This is a genomic window from Litorivivens lipolytica (assembly GCF_014191715.1).
In the GTDB taxonomy this organism is placed as follows: Bacteria; Pseudomonadota; Gammaproteobacteria; order Pseudomonadales; family Spongiibacteraceae; genus Litorivivens; species Litorivivens lipolytica.
In genome coordinates this window covers 1,073,438-1,094,363 of record NZ_JACHWY010000001.1, presented here as the reverse complement: position 1 = coordinate 1,094,363, position 20,926 = coordinate 1,073,438, and the positions used below count along the sequence as shown (strand labels likewise).

Genomic DNA, 20,926 nt, shown 5'->3' with positions numbered 1-20,926 from the left:
GTTATAACCTGTGCCGGGCCGGCAGCGCCGGGCCCGGCATGATCGATCAGCGATTGAGGCGATTAGCTATCAGCTCGTCCACCACAGAAGGGTCGGCGAGCGTAGAGGTGTCCCCAAGGTTTTCCAGCTCATTGGCGGCGACTTTGCGCAGAATGCGGCGCATGATCTTGCCCGAGCGGGTTTTCGGCAACCCCGGCGCCCATTGAATCAGGTCCGGTTTGGCGATGGGGCCAATTTCCTTCACGCAGAGCTGAATCAGCTCTTTCTTGAGTTCATCGCTGGGTTCATGGCCAGCAATTAGGGTCACATAGCAGTAAATGCCCTGGCCTTTTACATCGTGGGGATAGCCCACCACGGCGGCTTCGGCGACGTCTTTGTGCAATACCAGCGCGCTCTCTACCTCCGCGGTGCCCATGCGATGGCCGGAGACATTCAGGACGTCGTCCACCCGACCGGTAATCCAGTAATAGCCATCTTCATCGCGACGGGCGCCGTCACCGGTAAAGTAATAGCCCGGGTACTGACTGAAGTAAGTGTCGATCAGCCGCTGATGATCACCGTACACGGTGCGAATCTGGCTGGGCCAGCTGGCTTTAATGGCCAGATAGCCTTCACCGGCGCCTTCGATTTCGTTGCCTTCCTGATCGAGCAGGGCCGGCTGTACACCGAAAAAGGGCTTGGTTGCAGAACCGGGTTTGGTGGCTATAGCGCCGGGCAGGGGCGTCAGCATTTGGCCACCGGTTTCGGTCTGCCACCAGGTATCCACGATCGGACAGCGTTCTTCACCGACGACCCGGTGATACCACTCCCAGGCTTCGGGATTAATCGGCTCGCCGACGGTGCCCAGCAATTTCAGGCTTTTGCGGCTGGTATTGGTGACGAAGTCATCCCCGGCGCCCATCAGTGAGCGAATGGCGGTGGGGGCGGTGTAGTAGATGTTCACCTGGTGTTTGTCGATCACCTGCCAGTGGCGCGATGCATCCGGGTAAGTCGGGATGCCTTCGAACATCAAAGAGATGGCGCCATTAGCCAGTGGGCCATAGACGATATAGCTGTGTCCGGTAACCCAACCTACATCGGCAGTACACCAGTACACGTCACCGTCGTGGTAATCAAAGGTGTATTTGTGGGTCATGGCCGCCTGCAGCAGGTAGCCGGCCGTGGAGTGCAATACGCCCTTGGGCTTGCCGGTGGAGCCAGAGGTATAGAGGATAAAGAGCGGGTCTTCCGCGTCCATCCATTTCGGCTCGCACTCTGCTGAGGCCGCATCGACGGCTTCGTGATACCAGAGGTCGCGACCTTCGCTCCAGTCAATCGCACCGCCCGTGCGTTTCACTACGAGGCAGGTTTCGATCGAAGGGCAGTTGGCCAGTGCCTCATCGGTATTGGCCTTCAGGGGGATCTTCTTGCCGCCGCGCACACCCTCATCTGCGGTAATCACCAGCTTGCACTCGGAGTCGTTTATCCGGTCTTTCAGAGCGTCGGGTGAAAAGCCACCAAATACGACGGAGTGAATCGCACCTATGCGGGTACAGGCCAGCATGGCGTAGGCGGCCTCTGGAATCATGGGCATATAGATGCACACCCGATCGCCCTTGGTCACACCGCGGGCTTTCATGGCATTTGCCAAGCGGCAGACCTGTTCATGCAGTTCGCGATAGGTGATCGTCTTGTCTTCGCCGGGGTCATCGCCTTCCCAGATGAAGGACGCTTGATCGCCGCGCTCGGCCAGATGACGGTCAATACAGTTATAAGCCACATTCAGTTTGCCACCCTCAAACCAGGTGGCTTCGCCCTTGGCCAGATCAAAGCGTGAAACCGTTGTCCATTCCTGCTGCCAGCTTAAAAATTTTCGAGCCTGCTCGGCCCAGAAAATCTCGGGCTGCTCAACCGATTGGCGATAGAGCTGCTCATAGCGGTCGGCGTCGATATGGGCTTGTGCGGCGAAGGCTTGCGGCACGGGATAGGTTTTGGCTTGCATGGGGAATACTCGTCCTTTATCGGTTTTTTAAGGGCTTTCACGCATCAGATGGCCTGAGCATAGCGAGTATGAAATGGCTCGTGAAGGGGGGAATCGTTTATTTGGTCTAAATGGCAAAGTTCGCCTTACAGCACGATTTTGTTCAGTTCTTCTAACAGATAATCAATAAACAAGCGCACTTTAATCGGCAGGTGGCGCTGCTGGGGGTACATGATCCACACCGGCTGCGGATATTGGTTCCACTGGGGCAAGACCTGCTTTAAGGCGCCTTGGGAAATATCTTCCATCACGGAGAAAAAGGGCAGGCTGGCGATGCCGAGGCCACAGCGTGCTGCACTTAGAAGGGCAGCGCCGTTATCACTGCGCCAATTGCCATCGGGGTTGATCTGCACGGTTTCATTGCCGTCGCTGAGATACCAAAGCGTGTCGATACCCACCAGGCAGTTGTGCTGGGGGAGTTCATCAAGTGATTCCGGCTCGCCGTAAGTGGCCAGATAATCCGGGCTGGCTACCAGATAATTGAAGTTATCCGCCAGCTTTCGGGCAACAAGCGTCGAGTTCTTGAGTTCTCCGTAGCAAACCGAAAGATCGTAACCTTCCTTCACCAAATCCGGCTGCTTGTCGGTAAAGTCGAGCTGCACGTTGAGGCGGGGGTACTGTTTGGTGAAATTGGCCAGTATCGGCACCAGAAAGCGTTCCTGAAAAACGCCGGAGATGTTTACCTTGAGATTGCCGCGGGGCTCATTGCGCGACAGGGCGAGATCTTCCTCGGCTTTTTCAAAGGTGTCGATGGCGAGCTTGCTGCGCCGGTAGAACTGCTGGCCCTCATCGGTCAGGGCCAGACTGCGGGTTGTACGCAGCAAAAGGCGGGTGCCGAGGCGGTCTTCCAGTCGCGAGATCAGCTTGCTGACCTGAGACGTCGACATATCCAGCGCCTTGGCAGCCTCGGTAAAGCTGTGGTGCTCGACCACCTGCACAAATTCGTAGATTCCGTCCCAGCGGGCCATGATCACTCCCGATTAGCGCCTGATTGTTTCTTCATAGGCAATAATGTTTTGCAGCATCCTAGCTTAATGATGCCGGCCCCACAATCTAGACTTGTGGAGTGAACAACGCTTTCGGGAGGCCCCATGTACGATCTGATTATAAAAAATGGCACGGTAGTGGACGGTACCGGCAGCGCTGCGCGCAGCGCCGATATTGCCATTCAGGATGGCGTTATTGTGTCTGTTGGCAAGGTGCAGGGTGAGGCCCGCCAGACGATTGACGCCGAGGGCAAGCTGGTCACGCCCGGCTGGGTCGATACCCATTCCCATATGGACGGGCAGGCGAGTTGGGATGCCTACTGCAGCCCGGCCTCCAATCACGGCATTACTACCCTCATCATGGGCAACTGCGGTGTGGGCTTTGCACCCTGTAAACCTGATGAAGCGTCCCGTCAGCAGATGATCGAGGTGATGGAAGACGTTGAAGATATTCCCGGCGCCGCCCTCCATGAAGGGATCGACTGGCAGTGGGAGACCTTCCCGGAATACCTGAATGCGCTGGATAAAATGCCGCGCGCGATCGATATCGGAGCGCAGGTGCCGCACTGCGCCGTGCGCACCTACGTGATGGGTGATCGCGGAACCAACAACGAGCCGGCGACGGATGAAGACGTCAGCAAGATGATTGAAATAGTGCGTGAAGGCATCGACGCTGGTGCCATTGGCTTCACGACCTCTCGAACCGAGCTTCACACCACGCGTCACGGTCAGGTGATGCCGGGCACCTACGCCGATCACAAAGAGTTGCTGGGTATCGGCAAGGCGATTGGCGAAATTGGAAAGGGCATCTACGGGCTGGTGTCGGATTTTCATAACTGGCGCGAGGAGATGGAGTGGATGAAAAAACTCTCCATCGACAACAACTGCCAGGTGAACTTCGTATTGTTTTTCCGCGAAGAAAAAGATTGGGAGCGAGTCGAGCAACAACTGGCTTATGTAAGAGAGGCGGCCAAAGAGGGTGCGCGCCTGATTCCTCACGTGGGTGCCCGCCCGGTCAATATTCTGATGGCTTGGGACGGAACCGTTCACCCATTCATGTTCTCGGCAACCTATGCCGAGCTGGCCGGCTTGCCGCGCGAAGAGCGTTTGGAAAAACTGCGTGATCCTGCGGTGCGTCAGGCGATTATCGATGAGCCGCCGATGGAAACCGGCGGCGATTTTTTCCTCGAGGCTATTACCAACGGCTACGACAACCTCTACGTGATGGATGACGTTCCCAATTACGAACCTGCTTACGAAGATAGCATCGAGTACAAAGCCAAGGCCGCAGGTGTATCACCGCAAGCCTACGCGTTTGATGCACTGATGGAAAAAGACGGCCGGCAGATGATTTACTGCCCGCTGTTTGGCTACGGTGCGCGCGATCTGCGACGCCAGATTGCCATGCTGCAAGATGAAAGCACGGTCATCAGTCTGGCCGACACTGGTGCCCACTGCGGCGTACTGTCAGATGCCAGTGTGCCCACCTATCTGCTTAGCTATCTGGTGCGGGACCGTCAGCGCGGCGAGCGCTTCACGCTGGAGCGCGCGGTACAGATGCACACGCAGGAAACCGCACGTTGCATGGGGCTGGAGGATCGCGGAACTCTGGAAGTCGGTATGAAGGCCGATATCAACGTGATCGACTTTGCGCGCCTGCAGGTTCAGCCACCGGAAATTATTTTCGACTTGCCCGCTGGCGGTCGCAGAGTATTTCAGGGCGCGGAAGGGTATCTCTATACCATCGTCAGCGGCGAAGTGATTATGGATCACGGCAAGCCTACCGGCGCCTTACCGGGCAAGCTGATTCGCGGTGCTCAGGAAAAACCCAAGCAAACTGCAGCTGCATGATTTTGCATTAATAGTGCAGCATTGTCGCCAAGCCTGTTCTAAGCTAACGCCTGTATACAAGCGCATAAGAGGTTGTCTTGAAAGGGTGTTGGTTAGCGGGCTTGGTTGCTGTTCTGGCAGTGTTTTCGCCATCGGTGATGGCAGGGTGGTACGGCTATCTGGACATTGGCCCTCGCTACAGCGAGGCGCGATCCGGTGATAGTGATGTCTTTATGGATAGTCGCGGTTCTTTTCTGGGCTTTGCCGTCGAGCAAGCCCTGACTGAGCAGATTGATCTGCTGATACAGGCAGAGTACGAAATCGACGCCGATGCCGACAGCGATAAGGATTTCGGTCAGAACGATACCTTTGTCGGACTGGCAACGCCGCTCGGTAGTCTGCGCGCAGGCAATCTCGAAACACCTCTTCGCCACCTTGCCGATCCCGTAGACCGCTTTCCCGATACGATTGCTGACCCTTCCGAACTATGGAATGGCGACATTCAGGCGACGGATTCGCTCTACTACCAGAGCCCCACGTGGGGAGGCTTTCGCGGTGAAGTCGCCCTCATTCGACACGATGCAGATAATCGTCACAATGGCGTTTCCAGCGCACTCTGGTTTGAGTCTGAAACCGGTGGAATTGCGCTGGCCTCCGAGAAGCATGTCACGGGAGATCATGTCCGCCGACACCGAGTGACCCTGTTCAGATCACTGGGCGCGTTTGCATTGGGTTTCACCGCAGAACGTGAATCGCAGCCGGATCAGCCCGATACCCTCGCTCGCCTGTTCAGTCTTGCTCACAGCTCGGATAAAAGAATCTTCAAATTGCAGTACGGTAAATCAGACCTGGAACAGTTTGAGGAATACCTCCTCAGTGTTGGAATCGACTTTTTGCACTCCAATGCTTTCGGTTCTTATCTTTACCTGCATCGCCATGAGCAAGAAGAGGGCGCTGACTTTCACCACGCCGAACTCGGGTTACGCTTTTCTTTCTGAAAGGTGTTGCCTTTCGCAAACGCCTGCTGTCGTGGCTTACCAACAGTCGCAGACAAGTCTTAGTGTTAACCATGACGTGGCTCACAGGCTGGTTTTTTCACTGTTTTTCTCGCTTTCTAACGATTGCCACCGCACGTAGTATGCGCGCGAATCTGGCGGCGAGTTTAAATAATAATTTTAAAAGCGAAGAAATGTATTTCCTCTCGAAAGTTTTTCTGAATGCCCGCAAGGGCTAGTACGTTTTTGTTATTACGACTTCAACGCGCCAACAGCAACACATCAACACCAAGGCGAGAACTCACTTCATGCACCACGCAAGCTCTTTTTCCTCGGCGGCCTCTGTTCGCCCTCTGTTCCATTTTTTTCTGTTTTTGATTATTGCCCTTAGTGCCTTGCCCAAGGCCTACGCCGAAAGGCTGGAATCCATGCGATCAAATCGCGTCGAAATCGTTGCTGCCGGTCCATCTGGTCCGACAGAGCAGGTATATTATTCAGTGCGCGCCTACGGCAGCGGCGCTCACGACGCCATTCATGATCTGACTCCATCTCAGCGTGGCTCGGGTTATCGCATTGTGTCGGCACAACTGAAAGATACCGGCACGCGCTGGACCTACCTCGCCACGCGCCATGAGGGAGGCGACATTCGCCGTACCTATTTCGACCTTGCGACTGGCAGTGTCGGGACGCGTGCAGCTGGGCACGAAGTCGGTTTCAGCCCACAGGGCGGTGGCTGGTATCGTGCGTCGCTGGGCTTTGATGTTGCAGGTGTAACAACGGTTTATGTTGGACTAGCAGCGGCGGATGGCGTGCCTTTTTTTGAGGCCAATCACGGCACCGATCGCATTTTCCTGTCGGACGTAAAACTGGAAGCGCCTGCGGCGACGGCAAGCCACTCGGCACAGCCAGCCAATGCTGCGGCAACCCGTGCATTGTGGGTGTGGAAGGCGGATACGGTGCTGAACCCCAGAAAACGGCAGGAGTTGTTTACCTTCGCGGCCAATCGCGAACTGAATACGCTGTACATCGACGCACGCACACCTGTGCTGCATAACCAGCCGGCCTTGGCAGAGTTTATCCGCCTTGCACAAGATCGCGGCTTAGCCGTAGAACTGCTGTTTGGCAAACCGGAGTGGGCGCTTTATGGCAATCACCATGAAGTGCTGACGCTGGTAGATCAGGCGATCGAATTTACCCGTCGTTATCCGGAGGCCCGTCCCACAGCCGTTCATCTGGATATCGAGGCCCACCTCATCCATCAGTGGCAGAACGACCGCAACAGCGTGGCCAATCAGCTGATTAATCTCTACGAGGAGGTTGATCGTCGACTGGCGGCTGTTTCACTGCCGTTGATGGTCGACATGCCGGTTTGGTACGACATATACACCCTGCCACGATATGGCCAGTCACGCGCCATGCACGAGTGGATTATTGATGCGACGGATAGCGTAGCTCTGATGGACTACCGTGATACCGAAGCGCGTATTCTCAACGACGCGGACACTGAGCTGCGCTACGCCAACGCCACTGGCAAGGCCATGGTTGTGGGTGTGGAAACCATGTGTATTGAGCCTCAGCAGATTACTTTTTGCGAAGAGGGCGATCGATTCATGCAATCGGTTCTGCGCAGTGTCAATACGAAATTGCGTGGGCAATATTCCGCCTATCGAGGCATTGCGATCCATCACTATGAAGACTATGTTCGATTGAAACCCTGAGTTCGCTTGAAACCCGGAAACGGAGCGCGTTATGGAGGCCCTACAGGAAAAGTCAGCCATGTGCCCCTACTGCGGTGAGACCATCAGCCTGCTGTTGGACTGCATGCAGGCGGGCGACAGTTATGTTGAAGACTGCTTTGTCTGCTGTCAGCCGATTGTGGTGAGCCTGTATGCGGGAGTGGGGGGCGAGCTGGAGTGTCAGCTCCGCGCGGAAAATGCCTGAGCTGACTTTCGAGAATTTGCCAGGGAGGGCAGCTTAGGTGCTGCACTCCGCGTGGTTTTCCCACAGGGCTTGCAGGATATTGCCGCGTGTAAGGAGGCCGATCAGTTTCCCCTCGGCAACCACAGGGTAGGATTTGGGTTTTTCCTTGCCCATACGTTGTGCCACATCAATGATGGATTCATTCGGCCCCACCGTCAGCACTTGATGACTCATGATGTCATCCACCGAGCGGGATTCCTCACAGTGATAGCTGCTGATCAGCATGGTATGGATGCAGTCCTGCTCTGACAGAAACCCGACCACCTGCTTTTTGTCGTCGATTACCGGCAGGCCAAGCAGTTTGTGCTTGATCAGTTTGTCGACCGCAGAATCCAATGCCTCGCCGCACTTCACGGCGGGTGGATTGTCGATCATTACGTCTTTAACCAGTATCTGGGTCATGTAGCGAACTCCTGCACTGTTAGCTATGGAAATACTATACGCCCACTGCGGCAAAATCGTTATGGAAAAATCCCGCAGTTTCACAAACCTCAAACTCGTGATCGGGCATAATGGCGCCCATAAAAATCAGGAATAATTCAGATATGGATTGGCTCACCGTTTCGGTCTCACTAAATCTGCTGCTGACGCTGGCAGTTATTGTGCTCGTCTGGAAATTGCGAACTCACCCCCAGCATGAGGATGAGCGCGATGCAGAGCTGGCCGCCGAATTGGAGGGGCCGGCGGACCAGAATGGCAAACGGCAACGCTTGGTAATTGCACTGGAGATACTGAATCCGCTGGAACTGGTAGCCGAGCGCTCCTGGATTGGTGGCAAATTCAGTAACCTATCGCCTGGGCTGATGCATCGCATTGTTGTGAATCAGACTCGGGATCAGTTGACCACAGGTATGAAGGAAAATGGTGTAGAGGTTGATGTTCGCGTTATTCGTTTAAATCCTTAAGGCCATCATATCGACGTAACACTGAACGCTAAGCACCTCGCTTTAAAAGTGTCATAAAGTCACGGTATCCTTCCGCGGGTCTAATCACTCTAACGATAATAATTTGAGGGCCCAGTAATGCATCCACTTTCCAGGCGCCGTTTTCTCGAACTGACTGGAGCACTTGCCGGCAGTGTTACGCTGTCTACGGCGATGTCGGGTTGCAGCCTATTGGCGGGAGGCCGGCCTTTGTCGGCTGCGCGTTTTGAGCACGGTGTTGCAAGCGGCGACCCCACAGGCGATGGGCTGATTATCTGGACACGTGCGACGCCAATAGAGGGTGACGCAACCCAGCCGGTCACTCTGAATTGGGAGCTTGCGCTCGATCGGGAATTTACAAAACTCGTTCGCAGTGGTCAGGTTGATTGCTCTGCCAGCAATGATTTTACCGTCAAGATTGATGTGCGCGAGTTGTCGTCAGGGCGGGACTATTTCTATCGGTTTCAGGCAAAGGATGAATACAGCCCTGTTGGCAAGGGCAAAACACTACCCGCAGGCTCGGTAGATCGCGTTAAGTTTGCTGTCTTTTCCTGCTCGAATTATCCGGCAGGTTACTTCAATGTGTATGAGCATGCCTCAGGATTTACTGATATCGACTATGCCTTGCATCTCGGCGACTTCATTTATGAATATTCTGATACCGGTTATGCCTCTGAAAACGCGCAGCGCATCGGTCGCACGCTGGCGGATGACAATCGCGGGGAGCTCTTTACGGTCAACGATTACCGCAAGCGTTACGCCCATTATTACACCGATCGAGGCTTGCAGGCTTTGAATGCCGCAGTGCCTGTTATCGCAGTTTGGGATGATCACGAAATCTGCAATGATACCTGGAACAGCGGTGGAGAAAACCATAATCCGGGTGAGGGTGATTTTGAGGCCAGAAAGCTGGCAGCAATACAGGCCTACTATGAGTGGGTGCCCATTCGCCCGCCGATGGGTGAGCAGAGCGAGCGTATTTATCGCAGCTTTGAATTCGGTGATCTGGTCGGCCTGCACATGCTGGATACCCGGATTATCGGTCGTAGCAAGCAGCTCGCTATGGCTGACTTTGTGGATTCAAACACTGGCCAGTTTGACCAGAAAGGCTTTCAGCAGGCCCTGTTTGACCCGCAGCGCTCCCTGCTTGGTGAAGAGCAGCTTGGCTGGCTGAATCAGCAAGTGAAACAGTCTAAAGCCCGATGGCAGCTGCTGGGACAGCAGGTGCTGATGGGTAAAATGTGGTTCCCCGCTGCGGCAATGGCTGGCAAGGATCGCAGCAAGGCCGGTGAAACCATTGGGCATTTGGCAACGCTCAAGCAGAAATCTCTCCGCGGTCAAAAGTTAGCAGAGCAGGAACAGCAGATGCTGCAACGCAAGCTGCCCTACAATCTGGATGCTTGGGATGGCTACCCGGTCGAGCGCGAAATGCTGTATCGGACTTTGGCGGAAAAGCAGGGCAACGTTGTTGTTGTGGCCGGCGATACGCACAATGCTTGGCACAGCAAACTTATCGACAAGGACGGGCACTATGTGGGAGTGGAGTTTGCGACACCGTCCGTTTCCTCTCCGGGCATGGAACACTATTTATCCTTGGAGCCGCAGACCGCAGAGCAACTGGCAAAAGCGCTGCCCCTGTTGGTAGATGATCTGGAGTACTGCAACCTGAAAGACCGGGGGCATTTGCAGCTGACATTTAGTCGGGAAGAAGTCGTAGCCGAGTGGCTGTACGTCGACAATATCGAGTCGCCAGAATACCGCTTGTCGGGACGTCATCAGCACGTTTTATCCCGAGCCTGATCCTCGGCGAAGATGGATAGGATTCCGTCTGGCGTCCTATCCAGATTTTCCACCACGATTTTCCTACCAAAGTGTAATGACGCCTTTATTGAAAAAAGTAGAACGCTGTGTAAATTTGTAGCCTGAAGCCTAACAATAACGACAGACCTCGGCCCCGGCCGGCGTAACCGCAGGAGTGTTTTATGGATCGTTACATCGTTATTTCATCAGACTGCCACGCAGGCCTTCCCCCGGAAAAATACCGCGACTACCTCGACCCGCAATATCGCGAAATGTTTGATATGGCGCTGCCAATTCAGATTGAAATGACGGAGAAGGCGGAGCAGGCCTTTCTGATTAAGGAAATCAACGACGAGTGGCGCGAGGGCGTGGAGCATGGGCTGCACGGTGCCTGGGATCACGATCAGCGTATTCGCATGCTGGATGAAGACGGCATTGCGGGTGAGGTGGTATTCGTCGATGGGATCACCGAGCGCAACAGTCCGCCTTTTGGTGCCGGGCTGGGTTTGCCCTCAGACGAAACCATCGTGCCGGAGCTGCAGTGGGCTGGTGCCCGAGCTCATAACCGCTGGCTGGCGGAGTTCTGTTCGAAAGCGCCAGAGCGCCATGCAGGTGTCGCTTCAATTCCGCTGCTGTGGGATATCGAAGAAGCGGTAAAAGAAGTTCGCTGGGTGAAGGAAAGCGGCCTGAAGGCAGTGTTGATTCCTCTGTCGACCGGCCCCTTTGAGCCCTACCACCACGTTAAATACGATCCCTTCTGGCGTGCCTGTGAGGACCTCGGCATTGTGGTGAACTTCCACTCCGGTGGTGCCATGACCAAGGAATACTTCGGCAAGAACTTCCCGGAAGAGGCGCCGGACGATTATCCCGGTGCCATGGGCGTTTACGTGTCCGAGGTCTTCTTCTGGACCTACCGCCCGCTGACTTTCATGATCTGGGGTGGGGTGTTTGAGCGCTTTCCGAAACTGAAAGTCGCGGTCACTGAAACCGGCACCAGCTGGATGTTGCCGCCGTATCTGCAGTTGCTGGATCACAACTACCACGATGTGCACTTCTCGGCCAAGCTGGGTGACTTCCGTTCGCACCTGTCCATGTCACCCACCGACTACTTCAAACGCAATGTCGGTATTGGTGCCTCGTGTATCCCGCGCGGTGATATGAAGTACCGCCATGATATGGGCATTGATCAGGTGATGTGGGGCAGTGATTACCCGCACCCGGAAGGCACCTGGCCGAGCACCCGCGATGCGATGGTAGATACCTTCCACGATCTGCCGCACGAGGAAGTGGCCAAGATGCTGGGCGAGAATGCCATCAAGTTCTATGGTTTTGATCGCGACAAGCTGGTGCCGATTGCGGAGCGCATCGGGCCGACTCGTTCTGAGATCAAACCGGCTGCGTAAGGTACCCCTCACCCCGGCCCGCTCCCAAAGGGAGAGGGAATTGTTCCGAGTCCCCCTCTCCCTTTGGGAGAGGGTTAGGGTGAGGGTATCCCACTCTTGTCTTCCCCCACCTTCTTCCCGATAATACGCCCCCTCAAATCCGTTTAAATTCACGCTGTTATTCATCGCGCTGGCGATGTTCAAACGGCCTTGCACGTGGCCTTTGGTAGGGGCCACCACTGGTAAAAGGACGCACAATGCCTGTTATTACCCTCCCTGACGGAAGTCAACGTTCCTTTGATGGCCCGGTATCGGTTTACGATGTGGCCGCAGATATCGGCCCCGGTCTGGCCAAAGCCACTTTGGGTGGCCGCGTTAACGGTGTGCGGGTGGATGCCTGCGATCTGATCACCGAAGACGCCCAACTGACCCTGTTCACGCCGAAGGACGAAGACGGTCTGGAAATCATCCGTCACTCCTGTGCTCACCTTCTGGGGCATGCCCTGAAGCAACTCTGGCCCGAAGCCAAAATGGCGATTGGTCCGACTATTGAGAGCGGCTTTTACTACGATATCGATCTCGACCATATGTTGACCGATGAGGATATCGCCAAGCTGGAAGAGCGCATGAAGGCGCTGGCCAAGACCGGCTATCAGGTGGTGAAGAAGAAGGTCAGCTGGGATGAGGCTCACGCGGCCTTTGAACAGCGCGGCGAACCCTACAAAATGGAGATTCTGGAGCGCGACATCGCCCGCGATGACCAGCCCGGCCTCTACCACCACGAAGAATACGTGGATATGTGTCGCGGCCCCCACGTGCCCAATATGAGTTTCTGCAAGCACTTTAAGCTGTTGCGGGTTAGCGGCGCCTATTGGCGTGGCGACTCCAACAACAAGATGCTGCAGCGGGTTTACGGCACCGCCTTTGCCGACAAGAAACAGCTGGCTGAGCACCTGCGGGTGATGGAAGAGGCCGCCAAGCGCGATCACCGCAAGATCGGCAAGAAGCTGGGCCTCTTTCATATGCAGGAAGAAGCGCCCGGTATGGTGTTCTGGCACAGCAAGGGCTGGTCCGTTTACAAAACCATCGAGCGCTACATGGCCGAGCAGCAGCAGTGGCATGGCTATGAAGAGATCCGCACGCCGCAGGTGGTGGATCTGTCGCTGTGGGAGAAATCCGGTCACGCCGACAAATTCGGCGACGATATGTTTATGTTAAAGGCAGAAGAGCGCGAGTTTGCGGTCAAGCCCATGAACTGCCCCTGTCATGTGCAGGTGTTTAATCAGGGCCTGCGCAGCTATCGCGATCTGCCTCTGCGTCTGGCGGAGTTCGGTTCCTGTCACCGCAACGAGCCGTCCGGCTCTCTGCACGGCATTATGCGGGTGCGCGGCTTTACTCAGGACGACGCCCATATTTTCTGTACTGAAGAGCAGATTCAGCCTGAAGTTGCTGATTTTATTGATTTTCTGCATAGCGTATACGATGACTTCGGTTTTACCGAAGTGATCTATCGTCTGTCGACTCGCCCGGAAAAACGGGTTGGCTCGGATGAAGACTGGGATCGTGCTGAAAAAGCGCTGGCAGACGCGCTGGATGCCAAAAACCTGCCCTGGGAAGAATTGCCGGGCGAGGGCGCCTTTTACGGGCCCAAGATCGAATTCTCCCTGAAAGACTGTATCGGCCGGGTCTGGCAGCTGGGCACCATTCAGGTGGATTTCTCCATGCCGGGCCGTCTGGGCGCGCAATATGTCTCGGAGGGTGGCGAGCGTAAGACGCCGGTTATGCTGCACCGTGCCATTTTGGGGTCCTTCGAACGCTTTATCGGCATTTTGATCGAGCATTACGAGGGCGCTTTCCCCACTTGGCTAGCGCCGACGCAGGCGGTTATCTGCAATATCACCGATAATCAGGCCGAGTCGGTCAAAAAGCTCGAAAATTTCTTGGCCCACAAGGGTTTCCGGGTTAATGCGGACTTGAGAAATGAGAAGATCGGCTTTAAAATCCGCGAGCACACTATTCAGAAGGCTCCTTACATCCTCGTGATGGGTGATAAGGAGGTCGAGAATCAAACCGTGGCCGTGCGAGCACGTCAGGGCGAAGATCTTGGAACCATGACTTGGGACGAGATCGCTGAACACCTCGCCGCAGACGTCGCCCGACGCGGCCGCGTTGCATTGGAGAGTTAACGATCAGACGAGATAACAGTAAGGGCCGCGATAAAAAGCCGCCACTGAACGATGAAATTATGGCGCGCGAAGTGCGCTTGATTGGTGCCGATGGTGAGCAGGTTGGCATTGTACCCATTGATCAGGCAAGGCAGGTCGCAACCGAGGCCGGACTGGATCTGGTTCAGATTGCCGACGCAGACCCGATTGTCTGCAAGGTGATGGACTACGGTAAGCACATTTTCGAGGCGAAGAAGGAAAAGGCCGCCCAGAAAAAGAAACAAGTGCGTACCCAGGTGAAAGAAGTCAAGTTCCGTCCAGGAACTGAAGAAGGGGACTATCAGGTAAAACTGCGCAACCTGACACGTTTCCTTGAGCACGGGGACAAAGCCAAGGTAACCCTGCGTTACCGCGGCCGCGAGATGGCCCACCAGGAAATTGGCATGGAACTGTTGAAGCGGGTTGAAAATGACCTTGCTGAACTGGGCCAGGTAGAACAGTTTCCAAAAATGGAAGGCCGCCAGTTGACTATGGTAATCGCTCCCAGAAAACGTAAGCAGTGAGCTCGTAGGGCCTGCTTTAATTGATTACTTTGCTTTCGGGCAAAGACAAATGCGGAGTATCGAAAGATGCCAAAACAGAAAGTTCACAGTGGGGCTGCAAAACGCTTCAAGAAGTCGGCTGCCGGCTACAAGCGTAAAAGCGCACATAAAAGTCACATCCTGACCAAAATGACCACCAAACGTAAGCGTCAGCTGCGCGGCACCTCTGAAGTTCACGCTTCAGATAAAGTGCTGATCGATCGCATGATGCGCGCTAAATAAGGTAAGGAGTAGACTATGCCCCGCGTAAAACGTGGTGTGACTGCACACCGTCGCCACAAGAAAATCCTGAAACAAGCCAAAGGTTACTACGGTGCGCGTTCGCGTGTATTCCGCGTAGCCAAGCAAGCGGTCATCAAAGCAGGTCAATATGCTTACCGTGACCGTCGTCAGAAGAAGCGTCAGTTCCGCGCACTGTGGATCACCCGCATCAATGCGGCGTCTCGTGCGAACGGCCTGAGCTACAGCCGTCTGATTGCTGGCCTTAAAAAGGCAGAGATTGGTCTGGACCGTCGCGTTCTGGCAGATCTGGCAGTACACGACAAAGACACTTTTGCGAGCATCGTAGAGCAAGCAAAAGCAGCCTTGGCGTAATGCCCTGGCGGCTCGCAGTGCCGCCAGTAGAAGTTTACAGATAGGGAAAGGGCTGCCGCTCTTTCCCTATTTTTTTGTATCGTGACCCGCGCGGACAGCGGGACCAAGCAGAGGCAAAAGCATGGAAAACCTCGAAGCATTGGCTGACGAGGCAAGTCAAAAGATTCAGGCCGCCAGTGACGCGCGCGCACTCGATGATGTGCGTGTGGAGTATCTGGGTAAAAAGGGTTCCATTACGGCGCTGCTGAAAGGCCTCGGTGGTCTGTCGGCAGAAGAGCGACCCAAGGCCGGCGCCGAGATCAATCGCGTCAAAGCGCTGCTATCTGATCAGATTCAGGCGCGCAAAACCGATCTGGAAAATGCCGCTGTCGCCGAAAAACTGGCGAAAGAAACCATCGATGTTACCTTGCCCGGTCGCGGTGTCGACAGCGGCGGTCTGCACCCGGTGACGCGCACCATCGAGCGCATCGAAGCCTTCTTTGGTAGCATCGGTTTTGAATCGGTGGAAGGGCCCGAGATCGAAGACGACTACCACAACTTCGAAGCCCTCAATATTCCTGCCCACCACCCGGCGCGTGCCATGCACGATACCTTTTATGTATCGGACAATACGGTATTGCGAACCCACACCTCGCCGGTGCAGGTGCGGGTGATGGAAAACCGCGAGCCGCCGCTGAAAGTGATCTGCCCCGGCCGCGTTTACCGCTGCGACTCGGATTTGACCCATACGCCGATGTTTCATCAGGTAGAAGGCTTGCTGATTTCAGAAGACAGCAGCTTTGCCGACCTGAAAGGCCTGATCGAATCTTTCCTGCGCGCCTTCTTTGAAAAAGAACTGGCCGTGCGTTTCCGCCCGTCTTACTTCCCCTTTACCGAACCTTCAGCGGAAGTGGATATTCAGTGCGTTATCTGTGGCGGTGAGGGTTGCCGCGTGTGTAGCCAGACCGGTTGGATCGAGATCATGGGTTGCGGCATGGTGCATCCCAAGGTGTTTGAGTATTCCAATATCGACCCGGACAAATACAGCGGTTTTGCCTTTGGTATGGGGGTAGAGCGCCTGTCGATGCTGCGTTATGGCGTGAATGATCTGCGCCTGTTCTTTGAGAACGACCTGCAGTTTTTACGGCAGTTTGCTTAAAACGCCCGTCATTGCGTACCCAAAGCGGTTCACGGGGCATGCAAAGCGCAGCGAAGCAATCTCCGAACATGTGGCACCGTTCATTGAGATTGCTTCGTCTTTGCGCTCCTCGCAATGACGACGGATGCTAGATTGAAAACTTTCGCCCGTTAAACGCGGGCACAGCGATTGGAACAGCGATGAAATTCAGTGAACAGTGGCTCCGCGAGTGGGTAAACCCGGAGCTGAACACACAGCAACTGGCCGACCAGATCACCATGGCCGGCCTGGAAGTCGATGCCATTGAAGCCGTGGCCGGCGATTTCAGCGGCGTGATTGTCGGCGAAATTCTGGTTGCTGAGCAGCACCCGGATGCGGACAAGCTGCGAGTCTGCAAAGTCAGCGACGGCAAAGACGAGTTTCAGGTGGTGTGTGGTGCGCCGAATGCACGTGCCGGGATCAAAGTACCGTTTGCCACGGTGGGCGCCGTTCTGCCCGGTAACTTCAAAATCAAGAAAGCCAAGCTGCGCGGTGTGGAATCCTTCGGCATGCTCTGCGGCCCGGATGAGCTGGAGCTGGGTGAATCCACCGGCGGCCTGATGGAGTTAAGCCCCGAAGCTCAGACCGGTCAGGATCTACGCGATGCCCTGGGTCTGAATGACAAACTGATTGAATTGGGCCTGACGCCAAACCGCTCTGACTGCTTGAGTCTGCGCGGCATAGCGCGCGACGTGGCGGTTCTCAACGGGCTGGCGATCAAGGAGCCCGATTGCTCGCCCGTCCCTGCGGTTAATGACGAGCAGCGCGAAATCAACATCGAGGCAGAAGAAGACTGCCCGCGCTATTGCGGTCGGGTGATTCGCAATATCGATATCTCCCAGCCTTCACCCCTGTGGCTGCAGGAAAAACTGCGCCGCGCTGGTCTGCGTTCCATCGACGCGGTGGTGGATGTCACCAACTACATTCTGCTGGAGCTGGGTCAGCCCCTGCACGGCTTTGATCTGGCCAGGCTCGACGGCGGCATTCGTGTGCGCCTGGCAGAGCAGGGGGAGAAACTGACTTTGCTGGACGGTCAGGAGCTGGAGTTGCGCAATGATTCCATGGTCATTGCCGATGAGAAAAAGGCCTTGGCGCTGGCGGGTATTATGGGCGGCAAGGAAAGTGCGGTTAGTGAATCCACTAAAGATATCTTCCTAGAATCCGCCTTCTTCGCCCCGGAAAAACTCGCGGGCAGAGCCCGTTCCTATGGCCTCCATACAGATTCCTCGCACCGCTTTGAGCGCGGCGTGGACTACGAGCTGCCCATGCAGGCTATTGAGCGCGCTACTCGCCTGATTACCGAGATTGTCGGTGGCGAGCCGGGCCCGGTGGTAGAACGCACCACCGCCCATTTGCCCGAGCCCCAGCACATCAGCCTGCGCGAAGAACGCATCGAAAAAATGCTGGCCATGCCGGTGCCCGCCGAGCGCGTGGAAACCATCCTCAGCGGGCTGGGCCTGATCGTCGAGCAAGCCGATGGTGGCTGGGCTGTGACCACGCCGAGCTGGCGCTTTGACCTCGCTATTGAGGTCGATCTGCTGGAAGAGCTGGCTCGCATCGTGGGTTATAACAACCTGCCGGTGAAACCGATTACCGACTCACTGGAAATCATTGCCAAGCCGGAAAGCCAGATTGGCGTGAGTGATGTGCGCCGTCGCATGACCGCGCTGGGTTATCAGGAAGCGATTACCTACAGCTTCGTCGACCCCGCATGGCAGAAAGCCATGTTCCCGGAGGCCAAAGCCGTACCGCTGATCAACCCGATTTCCGCTGATCTGGCAGATATGCGCCTCAGCCATTGGCCGGGTCTGCTCAAGGCGGTGGCTCACAACCTGAACCGCCAGCAATCCCGCGTGCGTCTGTTTGAAACCGGCCTGTGCTTTGTACCGGAGCAAGACGGCAGTCTGACTCAGGAAGCGACCCTGTCAGCCGTGCTGACTGGTGATCGCCTGCCCGAAAACTGGCACGCGAAAGGCGAGAAGGTTGATTTCTATGACGCCAAAGGGGATCTGGAGTCGCTCCTGAAACTGGTGGCAGGCCGGGATTTCCGCTTCCAGAGCGGCGAGCATCCGGCCCTGCACCCCGGACAGACCGCAGAAATCCTGCTGAATGACAAGGTCGTTGGTCGTATCGGCGCGCTCCATCCCTCGTTGGCCAAACAGTTCGATCTGGGGCAGGGTGTCTACCTGTTTGAGATCAAGCTGGCCGCCGTCACCGAGCGTCAGGTGCCAAGCTTCAAAACGCCTTCACGCTACCCGGAGGTGCGTCGTGATCTGGCCGTTGTGGTTGATCGCAAAACGCCGGCCCAGAGCGTGCTGGATGCCGCCAGAGCGGCGGCGGGTGAGCACCTGGTTAACCTGAACCTGTTTGATATTTATGAAGGTGAAGGTATTGATCCACAACGAAAAAGTTTGGCTATCGGCTTGACGTACCGGGATTCTTCGCGCACTCTTAACGAAGAAGAAGTGAACGAATCCGTAGGTCACGTAATCCGCGCTCTGGAAGAGGGGTTTGGCGCGACACTGAGGAACTAAGAGTCATGGCAGCGCTTACCAAAGCCGAAATGGCAGAACACCTTTACGAACAGCTGGGCTTCAACAAACGTGAAGCCAAAGAGCTGGTGGAGATGTTCTTCGAGCAGATCAGAAATTGTCTTGAAAACAACGAGCAGGTAAAACTGTCCGGCTTTGGCAACTTTGATCTGCGCGACAAAAGCCAGCGGCCTGGGCGCAACCCCAAGACCGGTGAAGAAATCCCCATATCGGCACGCCGCGTGGTCACTTTCCGCCCGGGACAAAAATTAAAAGCACGAGTAGAACAGTATGCTGGAACCGAGTCATAACGACGAATTGCCGGCAATTCCCGGCAAGCGGTACTTCACCATCGGCGAAGTCAGCGATCTGTGTCTGGTCAAGCCGCATGTGCTGCGTTATTGGGAGCAGGAGTTTCCCCAGCTCAAGCCGGTAAAGCGTCGGGGCAATCGTCGCTATTACCAGCGCCAAGACGTGATCATGATCCGTCAGATCCGCAGCCTGCTGTACGATCAGGGTTATACCATCGGCGGTGCCCGTCAGCGTCTGTCCGGCGATGAAGCCAAAGATGACGAGACTCAATACAAGCAGCTGATCCGTCAGATGATCGTTGAGCTGGAAGATCTGCTGAAAGAACTGAAAGTCTGAAGTCTTTGCCCCCGCGAATGGCTGGGGGCAGCTCTCTAAATCCCCAAATAAAATTATCCGACTCCTGATCAAGCTCCGTTAGAATGTTTCGTCAGAACGGAGAATTTCATGCTCGATAACGTCGATCTCACCCAAGAACAGGTTGCGCTGCTGGCACCGCTGGCCCAGTTGATGATCAGCACTGTGCTGCTGGTGCTGGCGATTCTGGTGCTGCGCTCGGTCAGCGCCCGCTTCATCCTCAAAAATGTCACCACCACCGAGCTGCGCACCAAGTGGCTGGTGCAGTCCCGGAATGCTCTGGCGCTCCTGTTGATATTGGGCTTGATCCTGATCTGGGGAGAAGAGTTGCGTACAGTGGCCCTGTCGGTCGTCGCCATTGCGGTGGCGCTGGTGGTTGCCACCAAAGAGCTGATTCTGTGCCTGATCGGCTCCATGCTGAAAGCGGGTACCAGCTCCTTTGATATCGGCGATCGCATTCAGATCAAGGAATACCGGGGCGACGTGATCGACCACAACCCCCTGACTACGACGCTACTGGAAGTCGGGCCGGGCAAAGTCTCCAACCAGCTTACCGGGCGGGTGCTCACGATTCCCAACGCCCTGTTTGTGTCCGATGCGGTCGTCAACGAAACGCCCAACGCGAAGTATCTCTTCCACGTGATCAGTATCCCCTTCAGGCGTGACCACGACTGGCAGGGCGCGAAAGCGGCCATGCTGGAGGCTGCCAAACGGGAAGTCAGCGCCTTTGCCGAAGAAGCCCGGCGCTATCTCGTGCGCTTTAGCACCCAGCGCGGCCTTGAGCCACCATCTGTCGAACCGAGGGTAACGATACAGGTCCCGGCACCGGAAGAAATTCATCTAATCATGCGTTTACCCGTGCCCAGCACGCGGCGGGTAGCCATCGAGCAAGCCATACTCAGCGCAGTGATGGAGGGTAATTTCTCGGTAAGAAAAGAGCTGCCGGTGAATGGTCAGCCGAAGCCGTAAAATGGTCGAAAATCAAACAGTAAGGCCAGTTTTTGGCAAAACCCTATTTCATTGCCAAAAGGTCTGCTGTATTATGCCACCCCTCAAATCGGGGCGTAGCGCAGTCTGGTAGCGCACCACACTGGGGGTGTGGTGGTCGTAGGTTCAAATCCTGCCGTCCCGACCAAATTAAACGAAAAAGGGCCGCTCGATGAGCGGCCCTTTTTCGTTTAATTTCCAGCAAACGCGGCAGGACCTTGTTCTTTAGTGAGCCCAAAGTGCGGGGGCTCTGCCCCATTAACGGGGGATGGGCATTCATCTCACCCTGTTGATTATCCCGTCCGATCC

19 protein-coding genes and 1 tRNA gene are annotated in these 20,926 nt (G+C 55.6%); 17 read left to right on the top strand and 3 right to left on the bottom strand.

The annotated features are described in order from the left end of the window. Nucleotides 1–46 precede the first annotated feature (46 nt). Both acs and FHR99_RS05025 read right to left on the bottom strand, forming a co-directional pair. Nucleotides 47–1,981 (bottom strand): acetate--CoA ligase, encoded by a 1,935-nt coding sequence (acs, locus tag FHR99_RS05030; RefSeq protein WP_183409434.1) that lies wholly within the window; start codon nt 1,979–1,981, stop codon nt 47–49. Between the two features lie 125 nt (nt 1,982–2,106). Next, complete coding sequence (locus FHR99_RS05025) at nt 2,107–2,988, bottom strand: LysR family transcriptional regulator (protein ID WP_183409433.1); 882 nt, start codon at nt 2,986–2,988, stop codon at nt 2,107–2,109. A gap of 123 nt (nt 2,989–3,111) precedes the next feature. On the opposite strand from FHR99_RS05025, the gene FHR99_RS05020 reads away from it, so the two are divergent. The 4 genes from FHR99_RS05020 (at nt 3,112) to FHR99_RS05005 (ending at nt 7,772) form a co-directional block, all read left to right on the top strand. Next, nucleotides 3,112–4,857 carry an N-acyl-D-amino-acid deacylase family protein gene (locus FHR99_RS05020; protein WP_183409432.1) on the top strand — a complete coding sequence of 582 codons (1,746 nt, stop codon included), beginning with the start codon at nt 3,112–3,114 and terminating at the stop codon, nt 4,855–4,857. 77 nt (nt 4,858–4,934) lie between these two features. After that, nucleotides 4,935–5,834: a porin gene (locus FHR99_RS05015; RefSeq protein WP_183409431.1), complete on the top strand. Its 900-nt coding sequence runs from the start codon at nt 4,935–4,937 to the stop codon at nt 5,832–5,834. A gap of 305 nt (nt 5,835–6,139) precedes the next feature. Beyond that, nucleotides 6,140–7,549 carry a hypothetical protein gene (locus tag FHR99_RS05010; RefSeq protein ID WP_183409430.1) on the top strand — a complete coding sequence of 470 codons (1,410 nt, stop codon included), beginning with the start codon at nt 6,140–6,142 and terminating at the stop codon, nt 7,547–7,549. 31 nt (nt 7,550–7,580) lie between these two features. Next, on the top strand, nt 7,581–7,772 hold the full coding sequence (locus FHR99_RS05005) for a CPXCG motif-containing cysteine-rich protein (protein WP_183409429.1): 192 nt from the start codon (nt 7,581–7,583) through the stop codon (nt 7,770–7,772). Nucleotides 7,773–7,805: 33 nt separating this feature from the next. Here FHR99_RS05005 and FHR99_RS05000 read toward each other — a convergent pair whose 3' ends face one another. Further along, nucleotides 7,806–8,213 carry a CBS domain-containing protein gene (locus FHR99_RS05000; RefSeq protein WP_183409428.1) on the bottom strand — a complete coding sequence of 136 codons (408 nt, stop codon included), beginning with the start codon at nt 8,211–8,213 and terminating at the stop codon, nt 7,806–7,808. 143 nt (nt 8,214–8,356) lie between these two features. Between FHR99_RS05000 and FHR99_RS04995 the strand changes: the two genes are divergently transcribed. From FHR99_RS04995 to FHR99_RS04935, 13 genes are all read left to right on the top strand, one after another. After that, nucleotides 8,357–8,716, top strand: a complete 360-nt coding sequence (locus FHR99_RS04995) for a hypothetical protein (RefSeq protein WP_183409427.1) — start codon at nt 8,357–8,359, stop codon at nt 8,714–8,716. A 117-nt stretch (nt 8,717–8,833) separates the two neighbouring features. After that, on the top strand, nt 8,834–10,534 hold the full coding sequence (locus FHR99_RS04990) for an alkaline phosphatase D family protein (RefSeq protein WP_183409426.1): 1,701 nt from the start codon (nt 8,834–8,836) through the stop codon (nt 10,532–10,534). Between the two features lie 182 nt (nt 10,535–10,716). Continuing rightward, nucleotides 10,717–11,937 carry an amidohydrolase family protein gene (locus FHR99_RS04985; RefSeq protein ID WP_183409425.1) on the top strand — a complete coding sequence of 407 codons (1,221 nt, stop codon included), beginning with the start codon at nt 10,717–10,719 and terminating at the stop codon, nt 11,935–11,937. Nucleotides 11,938–12,173: 236 nt separating this feature from the next. Further along, a complete protein-coding gene (gene thrS / locus FHR99_RS04980; protein ID WP_183409424.1) occupies nt 12,174–14,102 on the top strand; it encodes a threonine--tRNA ligase in 1,929 nt (642 codons plus the stop codon). Nucleotides 14,103–14,161: 59 nt separating this feature from the next. Then, nucleotides 14,162–14,644 (top strand): translation initiation factor IF-3, encoded by a 483-nt coding sequence (infC, locus tag FHR99_RS04975; protein WP_221200388.1) that lies wholly within the window; start codon nt 14,162–14,164, stop codon nt 14,642–14,644. A gap of 66 nt (nt 14,645–14,710) precedes the next feature. Beyond that, the gene (gene rpmI, locus FHR99_RS04970; protein WP_183409423.1) at nt 14,711–14,905 is read left to right on the top strand and encodes a 50S ribosomal protein L35; all 195 of its coding nucleotides are present in this window, start codon (nt 14,711–14,713) and stop codon (nt 14,903–14,905) included. Nucleotides 14,906–14,920: 15 nt separating this feature from the next. Continuing rightward, nucleotides 14,921–15,277 (top strand): 50S ribosomal protein L20, encoded by a 357-nt coding sequence (gene rplT / locus FHR99_RS04965; RefSeq protein WP_183409422.1) that lies wholly within the window; start codon nt 14,921–14,923, stop codon nt 15,275–15,277. A 121-nt stretch (nt 15,278–15,398) separates the two neighbouring features. After that, complete coding sequence (gene pheS / locus FHR99_RS04960; protein ID WP_183409421.1) at nt 15,399–16,415, top strand: phenylalanine--tRNA ligase subunit alpha; 1,017 nt, start codon at nt 15,399–15,401, stop codon at nt 16,413–16,415. A gap of 179 nt (nt 16,416–16,594) precedes the next feature. Then, entirely contained in the window at nt 16,595–18,967 is a 2,373-nt protein-coding gene (pheT, locus tag FHR99_RS04955; RefSeq protein WP_183409420.1) for a phenylalanine--tRNA ligase subunit beta, read from the top strand. 5 nt (nt 18,968–18,972) lie between these two features. Beyond that, complete coding sequence (ihfA, locus tag FHR99_RS04950; protein WP_183409419.1) at nt 18,973–19,275, top strand: integration host factor subunit alpha; 303 nt, start codon at nt 18,973–18,975, stop codon at nt 19,273–19,275. After that, entirely contained in the window at nt 19,256–19,612 is a 357-nt protein-coding gene (locus FHR99_RS04945) for a MerR family transcriptional regulator (RefSeq protein WP_183409418.1), read from the top strand. The genes ihfA and FHR99_RS04945 overlap by 20 nt, the downstream gene beginning before the upstream one ends. Nucleotides 19,613–19,720: 108 nt before the next feature. Beyond that, nucleotides 19,721–20,599: a mechanosensitive ion channel family protein gene (locus FHR99_RS04940; protein WP_183409417.1), complete on the top strand. Its 879-nt coding sequence runs from the start codon at nt 19,721–19,723 to the stop codon at nt 20,597–20,599. 89 nt (nt 20,600–20,688) lie between these two features. Continuing rightward, nucleotides 20,689–20,765, top strand: a tRNA-Pro gene (locus tag FHR99_RS04935). Nucleotides 20,766–20,926 lie beyond the last annotated feature (161 nt).